The 7,325-nt window shown below is 39.7% G+C and carries 8 protein-coding genes; all 8 read left to right on the top strand.

Annotated features, from left to right (window positions below; genetic code table 11):
• Positions 1-156 precede the first annotated feature (156 nt).
• Entirely contained in the window at positions 157-1,311 is a 1,155-nt protein-coding gene (locus B5F78_RS05775; RefSeq protein ID WP_087406249.1) for a 6-bladed beta-propeller, read from the top strand.
• Positions 1,312-1,460: 149 nt separating this feature from the next.
• Positions 1,461-3,368, top strand: coding sequence for a discoidin domain-containing protein (locus B5F78_RS05770; protein ID WP_087406248.1), 1,908 nt, complete (start codon positions 1,461-1,463; stop codon positions 3,366-3,368).
• A gap of 149 nt (positions 3,369-3,517) precedes the next feature.
• On the top strand, positions 3,518-3,772 hold the full coding sequence (locus B5F78_RS05765) for an NVEALA domain-containing protein (RefSeq protein ID WP_087251518.1): 255 nt from the start codon (positions 3,518-3,520) through the stop codon (positions 3,770-3,772).
• Between the two features lie 77 nt (positions 3,773-3,849).
• A complete protein-coding gene (locus tag B5F78_RS05760) occupies positions 3,850-4,875 on the top strand; it encodes a BF3164 family lipoprotein (RefSeq protein ID WP_087406247.1) in 1,026 nt (341 codons plus the stop codon).
• 12 nt (positions 4,876-4,887) lie between these two features.
• Complete coding sequence (locus B5F78_RS05755; protein WP_140400050.1) at positions 4,888-5,388, top strand: hypothetical protein; 501 nt, start codon at positions 4,888-4,890, stop codon at positions 5,386-5,388.
• Between the two features lie 118 nt (positions 5,389-5,506).
• Positions 5,507-5,803, top strand: a complete 297-nt coding sequence (locus tag B5F78_RS05750) for an NVEALA domain-containing protein (protein ID WP_087207345.1) — start codon at positions 5,507-5,509, stop codon at positions 5,801-5,803.
• 149 nt (positions 5,804-5,952) lie between these two features.
• The gene (locus B5F78_RS05745) at positions 5,953-6,795 is read left to right on the top strand and encodes a hypothetical protein (RefSeq protein WP_239465563.1); all 843 of its coding nucleotides are present in this window, start codon (positions 5,953-5,955) and stop codon (positions 6,793-6,795) included.
• Positions 6,779-7,276, top strand: coding sequence for a hypothetical protein (locus B5F78_RS05740; protein WP_239414084.1), 498 nt, complete (start codon positions 6,779-6,781; stop codon positions 7,274-7,276). Before B5F78_RS05745 ends, B5F78_RS05740 begins: the two co-directional genes overlap by 17 nt.
• The last annotated feature ends 49 nt before the right edge of the window (positions 7,277-7,325 follow it).

The raw sequence follows: 7,325 nt of genomic DNA, 5'->3' as shown, positions 1-7,325 counted from the left end.
ATCTGACGAAGAACAGGAGCGAAAAGGACCAAAAAATCGCCCAAAGCACACACGAAAACGGATACATCAAGACAAGAAAAACTTTTTGGAGAAATTCAAAACAGCTTCTTATGTATTTACAGGATAAGGATCTCTTTGTAAAATTGTAAAAGGGTTATGAGTAAGTATTTTTTTATCGTATTGCTTTTAAGTGTACTTGCCGGATGCCATAAGCAGGAGGGGCAGCGTTTAGGTTTGAATATGGTTTCGGTAGACGGAATGAGAAATGATGATACCGGTAAATTTGATTCTTTTTTCCAATTCAGTCACTACATTACGCTTGAAACTACCGATTCATCTTTGATTGGTAAAGCGAAAAAAATAAAGATGTATGATGGTAAAATCTATGTGTTGGATGGAAAAGATGATAAGATTGTGGTTTTCGACTCCATAGGGAATTACATCCGTCAATATGCACATTTAGGACAAGGACCGGGAGAATATGTAGGATTGGGGGATTTCGATATAAAAGGAGATACGTTATATCTGATGGGTGAATTTGACGGATATGTCTTAAAGTATGATTTGACAGACCGGTATTGTGGCAGAGAAAGAATCCCGAAAGCGGAAGGTCTATTGGTTTTGTCTAATGGAGATTATGCTTTGAATTTAGGATTAGGTCGTGCTGATAATGGCAGTGGTAAGTCTTATAACAGTTATGTTGTGTGTCGTGAAGGGGAATTATTATATCAAGATATACCTTTTAATAAAAATATTCAAGGTAAGGCTTATTCATTTGGTGAGGGGTATAATGCTTTTTACCATTATAAAGATTCTATTTTTACTTTTTTTCCGTTCAATGATACAATCTATGTTGTAAACCCCAAAGACGGGGTGCTTAATCCTTATTTGTCTGTAGCATTGAATAAACAGAAAATCGAACTGAGTATGTCGGCATCCAAAGCTTTAAAATTAGCAAAGGAATTAACTCCTTCTATTTTCGCTTTTTATAAATGGGATAATTATATGTGTTGCTCATTCTATTATGCAGATAATCCTCGGAGGTATTTGATTTTCTCAAAAGATGGATCTATTTTGTTTTGTGGTAGTTTTAATTTGGATAAGTATAAACTTCCCATACGTATGGTTGCTTACGAGACAGATCAAACTTCCGTTCAGATGTTGAGTTTGGTATATCCGGAAGAAATGCTTTTTTTATATAAAAAATACGGCTCGAATAGCAAGTTGCTTGATAAGATTGCTTCTGGGATGGGAGAAGAGAGTAATCCTGTGCTTTTGTTTTATGATTTTAAATTGCAGGATAAAAAATGAATGAAAAATGCATGTTGATAAATATATGAATTACGTCAATTGAGGTTTACTCCCAGAGTGTTATATTGCGGTCAAGACGGTATGGATATGGAAGTAGGTCGACCCGTATACGGATAAATGAAATGGAAAAGATGTTTAAGAAGAATCGAATGAAAACGTTACTGAAAACATGTGTGTGGGTAGCAGCGGCATGGCTGTCTGTCGGATGCGACCGTGTCCTGGACACGTCGCTGGAACTGAGCGGGGAAAACCGGAGCCAGCTGGAAGCCGTGATAACCCATTATGCCGGTGAGCCGGAAAAGCAAGAGGCAGCTAAATTCCTGATACGGAACATGAAGAGGCACTATACGGCAGACTGTCCGTATATGGACACGTATTACGAATTGACCGACAGCCTGCAGCGGGACACAAATGTTGCCGTTTCTGCGCTGAAAGTGATTTATGACTCTATTTATACGCCTCAGCGGTTTGCGGGAATAAAACGTACGCCCGACTTGAAAGCGGTGCGCTCCGATTTCCTGATCAGCCATATCGATGCCGCCTTCGAGGCTTGGAAGTCACCGTGGGCGAAAGACTTGACCTTTGATGAGTTTTGCGAATACATCTTGCCTTATCGGGTAGGACATGAACGGTTGGAACTGTGGCGCGATTTGTACAAGGAAACGTATGCTCCGTTGGTGCAGCCTTTGTTACATCAACAAGTAGATTCAGTGTATGAAGTGATTATGCGCCGGATTATAGGGAACCGCTATTTTACTCCTTCCTACGTGCCCGACCTTCGCCCCTCTTCGTTGCTGCATTTGCGTTATGGATCGTGTCCTTCTTTTGTGGCAATGGGCGTTTATCTGTACCGCAGCATTGGCGTGCCGGTGGCTTGCGACTTTACGCCTAATTGGACCAATCATGCCATGGGGCACAACTGGCTTTCTATTATATCCGAAGGAAAAACGTATCCTATTATGCCGGGGTCTGCAGTTGCATTCGGACAACACATCGCTCATAACTCTTATCATCTTTCGAAAGCTTATCGGCAGTTGTTTGGCGAAACGGGAGGACTGATAAAGGATGAAGAGAATGTGCCCGCTTTGTTCAGCGACCCTCATATCGTGGATGTGACCGACCAGTATATCCAGACCGTTGACGTGAACTTGCCCGATTGCTTCCCGCAGGCACATGCTCCCCGTTACGCTTACTTGGGCGTGTTCGATGCGCAGAATTGGAAAATCGTGGCGTATGGCAAACGGAGAGGGAAAGGCTATCGTTTCGAGCGGATGGCACCAGGAGCGGTGTACCTCCCGATGTATTATTCAGAAGGGTCTACGGCATCGGCTTACTATCCCATAAAAGTGGATGAGGATGGAGGGTTGCATGTATTGAAGCCTGATACGGCACGGCTGCGGTCGGTAAAGCTGTATCGCAAATTCATGGATTTGTTCCCTCGGATTTGGCTGAATAATTTTGCTGGGAGCAGGTTTGTGTTCAGCCGTGACGCTTCGTTCCGCCGGGCAGACACGATACGGGTTGATACGTTGGCAGAATGCAATTTTCAGACGGTGGTATTGGGAAAGCCATACCGCTATATGAAATTCATCCCTGTTGCAAAAACCGGAGGGAATATAGCTGAAATTAGGTTGTATGACAAACAGGGAAAGCAGGTAAAGGGAAAGATTATCGGCAATTTCCATCCGAAAGAACCGGATGATGTGATGCAGGCAATGGGAATGGCTTTTGACGGAAATGTATTGAGTTGTTCGCGTACAGACGGCAAGCAAAAAGACGCTTGGTTGGGGCTGGATTTAGGTAAAGCCGTTGAGTTGTCAAAGCTGGTCTATCTTCCTCGCAACGATGATAATTTTATCCGCGAGGGCGAACTGTACGAACTGTTTTATTGGGATAAAGGCTGGCGGTCGTTAGGGCAGAAGACAGGCGATGGCGAACGGCAATGTTTAGTATATGATAATGTACCGGAGAACGCCTTGCTGTTGCTCCGCAATTTAAGTAAAGGCAAAGAAGAACGGATTTTTACGTATGAAGGAGGGAAACAAGTGTGGTGGTAATTGGCATGTTTCCATTCCACCCATAAAACGAAAGGAGGTTAAGCCGATGCAAAGTTAAGAAGAAAAACAGGAGACAAGCAAATCGGGGATTTGCGGCTTTGCAGACGAAAAATCAAACAGAATATCAATCATTAAAAAATAAACAAAAGATGAAAAAGCTTATTTTAAAAATTACGTTTATCGCGGCGGTAGCCGTAGCTTCAGCTTATACTACTTATAGTCAGTCACAGAAAGTAGAAGTTTTGTCTGATTTAGCATTGGAGAATGTGGAAGCGTTGGCACAATTTGAATGTGTTTCAGTAACGGGTGATATATTGTTTTATTGCGTATCAGACCTGATGCGGTCCTGCTATTGTAACGGTTTGCATCCAGGTAGAGGTTATTATAAGACTAACACTTTATAAGCGGCATTTGTTGAAGTAGTGCATTTAGGTATCATCTAAAGTGCGCTGCTTCTTATTTAATATAAATATTTTCAGTTATGAGGATTTCAGTTATATTATTGGCTTTATTGTTTTTGTTCAGTTGCGGGCGGGAAGAATCCCCTATGTCGAAGTATGGTTTCCGTACGGTAGAGCAAGTCAGTTTTCATCCAGTTAAAAGTGATTTTCTATTTAAACCAACCGCAATAGAAGTGTTTGATTCCTTATTGTTGGTACACGATCCGGTAGAAGGAAATACTTACACGCTATTTTCTATCAGTTCGCCTGATGTGCAGATTTCCGGCGGTAAGAAAGGGACAGGTCCGGATGAGGTTTTATACGGACAGTTTACGGATAAGATTAATGAAAAAGAGTTTCAGGTGATTGATATGTCAAACGGGAAAGTCTTGATATATAACGTAGACAGTATTTTGAAAAGCCGTTCGTTTATACCTGTGCATTCATTTTTTTATAATGAATTGGCAGTTCAAAAAGCAAAAGGATTGCAGTATTGTTATTATTTGGAGGACAGCACTTATATCGGCCTTGGCGACAGTAATCAAGGTAAATATTATTGCATCGGAAAAGATACGGTGACCTATTGGGGAAATTACCCGAAAGACCTAACAATGAGCAGTTCTCCATTTTATTTGTTTCAAGGGGTTTTGCAGATAAATGCAGACCGTAACCTGTTGCTTTATCATTCTCCAACCGGTTATTATTATGAACTGTATGCCCGTTCAGGGGATGCGTGGAAACAACGTTTTGTCGAATACATGCCGATAGAACATGCCGAGGATGTTGTTACGGAGAATACGCCATGCGGAGTCAGTTCTGCCGATTTGGATAATGACTTCGTTTATCTGTTGTTTTCCGGTCGTACCTTGAAAGAATATCCGGAAGAGACCTTTCTCGCTTCGCATATTTTCATTTTGACGACAAAAGGTGAAAAGGTGAAATGTCTGGAAACTGATCGGTTGAATGTTTTTATGTGTGTAGAACGGAAACAGAACCGTATTTATGCCATTTCCCGTAATCCTGATACAGGGGAGTATGAAGTAGGGTATTATCCATTCGCAATATAAAAAAGGTAGAAAATGAGAAAATATATATTGTCGCTTATCATTTTGGGATGTTTTTGCTCTTGCTCTCATCGGTCTTCTTTTAATGAGAAAATCTGTTCCATGTATATTGGGAAAGAATTGGTTTATTTTCCTGATTCTGATTTGGTGAATCGTCAATTGGCAAATCAGAGTAGGTATAAGTTGCTTCATACAATGGATATAACCTGTACTTCTTGCATATACGAAATATTGGATAATGAATCTTTTATTCACGCATTGACAGACCGTCATATATCTTTTGAAATAGTAGGTTACAGTTCTTATAAAGATTCCATATTTAATACGGTGTTGCTTCAATATCCTTTCTATTTTGATTTTTATAGGAAATTCAGGACAAGGAACAAAATACTTGATGATAATGTGGTTCGGACTTTTCTCTTAGATGGGAAAAAGGTTTTGTTTGCCGGTGACATGAAAGACAATATGTTTAAAGAGCAAATTATTCAATATGTGAAAACAGAAAATATTCATTAGTAGCTATTACCATTATGGCGAATTTAAAAAGAAAAACAGAAGACAAGCAAATCGGGGATTTGCGGCTTCACAAAGAAGAAATCAAACAGAATATTAATCATTAAAAAACGAATAAAAGATGAAAAAACTTATTTTTTTAATTACGTTTATCGCAGTGGTAGCCATAACGGCAGGTTACAATATGTATATTGCGTTAGATAAGAAGGTTTATATGACAGAGTTTATATTGACTAACGTAGAAGCATTGGCACAACCGGAAAATGGAGGTAGCGGCAACTATTCATGTACAGCAACTGTGGACTGCGGGCTTCCTTTAGGCGGTTCAGTGTCTTGCAGTGGTCAAAGATGTAGTCGGGGGATTGATTGGACGAGAGGCGCTTATGTTGAATGTGATGGAAATAAAACATTTTGCTGAATATGAATAGGGCGTTATTTTTGATTTTAATACTTTTGTGTCTTGTTTCTTGTCAAAAGAACAAGCGTCAAAGTGACTTGACATATTGTAAGATTGAGAGTCAAATCGAAACCTATCCGGATTCCAGTTTTTTCTCTGACATAACTTGTATGGTTTATGACAAGGGCAATGTTTATGTATTAGACAAAAAGCGGGGGGACATCGTCGCGTTAAGTGATGACTTGCAACGGATGGAATATGTCACTCATCATGGGGCAGCGCCTTATGAAACGACCTGGCCTTTTACGTTCAATGTGCAGTATGATACAGTGTATGTAGTGGATTTCGGTACCAAGTCTATGAAGAAATTTTATGGTGGATCGTTCTGCGGCGATTTCTTGCTTTCGAATGCGAATGAGAATCGTTTCAGCCTTCGTGATTCGTTGATATACTTGTCGGCAAATACTGATTCAACCAGTTTCTTGCTTATTGATACACGTCATCCTGACCGGCAAGTCCCCAAAGGGGAAGTGGTACAGGAAAAGACAGCATTTAAGACGGTTATATCCAATCGGAAACATATTCTTTATGCCGAAGGAAAAGGAATTTTCTCGGTATCGGATTGTTATCCTTATATAGACCAATATACCTTTGACGGGAGATATGTCCGGAGGTTTGATATTTCATCTATTCCTGTCATAAAGGCAGCTATGGAAATATCCGAGAAACAGGCTAACCGCGAGAAATCAGTTTACATCTATATTCGTGACGCTTATCTTGCCGATGGTCATTTGTATCTGTTATGTTCATCGCGTACAGACCAAAACGAGTACAAGGTAAATACAATCTTGGATTTGTCTGTAGACGAAGATATGAAGTTGGTTTCTACTTATATGCTTCCGCATGATATTTATTCTTCTTTTTGTGTTTCAGATACTTATCTGTTTGCGGCACAAGAAGTGGACGAAACAACCATTGAAAAATTTAAATTGCGTGATGATGCTGAAAGATAAGGTTTTTATCGTATTGCTATTGCTGCCTTTTTTGTTCGGATGCAGTAATGAGAAAAATAAGCCACAAAGGGAAGTCAACATACAGAAGGATGAATATGATTTGATAGGAAGGAGAATTACGTCTATTGATTCCATTGTATCCGATAGAAAGTATGGGGTCGTTTTTGTGTTTAATTATTACGATTGCGGTAATTGTGTCGATTTAGGTTTTTCTGTGACGAAAGAAATAGATTCTCTTTATCATGAAAGGAAAGTTGCAGTTATTTCAACGGTGGGCAGTTCTTCTTTTTACCAAAAGCGTAATGCTTATTATGAATATGTATATGCAGATTCAAAGGATTTGATTCGAAAAGAATTGAAATATATTCCGACTCCTATCATGATTTTGATGGATTCTTTGAATACGATAAGAAATTATATATTGCCTGGCACTTCGGATAAGAAGGAAATCATTTCTTTTATTGAGTCAGTTGAGAATTAGAAATATTGAATATTCGTATTTCACCTAATAACTGTAAGGGGGTGCGGAT

It is taken from the genome of Bacteroides sp. An279 (genome assembly GCF_002159615.1).
Lineage (GTDB): Bacteria > Bacteroidota > Bacteroidia > Bacteroidales > Bacteroidaceae > Phocaeicola > Phocaeicola intestinalis.
The sequence above is the reverse complement of the archived record's forward strand: the minus strand, read 5'-3'. Positions and strand labels throughout refer to the sequence as shown.

Bases quoted from the DNA above. Each gene is read 5' to 3' on its own strand.
- B5F78_RS05775 (WP_087406249.1), top strand. From the start codon at position 157: ATGAGTAAGTATTTTTTTATCGTATTGCTTTTAAGTGTACTTGCCGGA.
- B5F78_RS05770 (WP_087406248.1), top strand. From the start codon at position 1,461: ATGAAAACGTTACTGAAAACATGTGTGTGGGTAGCAGCGGCATGGCTG.
- B5F78_RS05765 (WP_087251518.1), top strand. From the start codon at position 3,518: ATGAAAAAGCTTATTTTAAAAATTACGTTTATCGCGGCGGTAGCCGTA.
- B5F78_RS05760 (WP_087406247.1), top strand. From the start codon at position 3,850: ATGAGGATTTCAGTTATATTATTGGCTTTATTGTTTTTGTTCAGTTGC.
- B5F78_RS05755 (WP_140400050.1), top strand. From the start codon at position 4,888: ATGAGAAAATATATATTGTCGCTTATCATTTTGGGATGTTTTTGCTCT.
- B5F78_RS05750 (WP_087207345.1), top strand. From the start codon at position 5,507: ATGAAAAAACTTATTTTTTTAATTACGTTTATCGCAGTGGTAGCCATA.
- B5F78_RS05745 (WP_239465563.1), top strand. From the start codon at position 5,953: ATGGTTTATGACAAGGGCAATGTTTATGTATTAGACAAAAAGCGGGGG.
- B5F78_RS05740 (WP_239414084.1), top strand. From the start codon at position 6,779: ATGATGCTGAAAGATAAGGTTTTTATCGTATTGCTATTGCTGCCTTTT.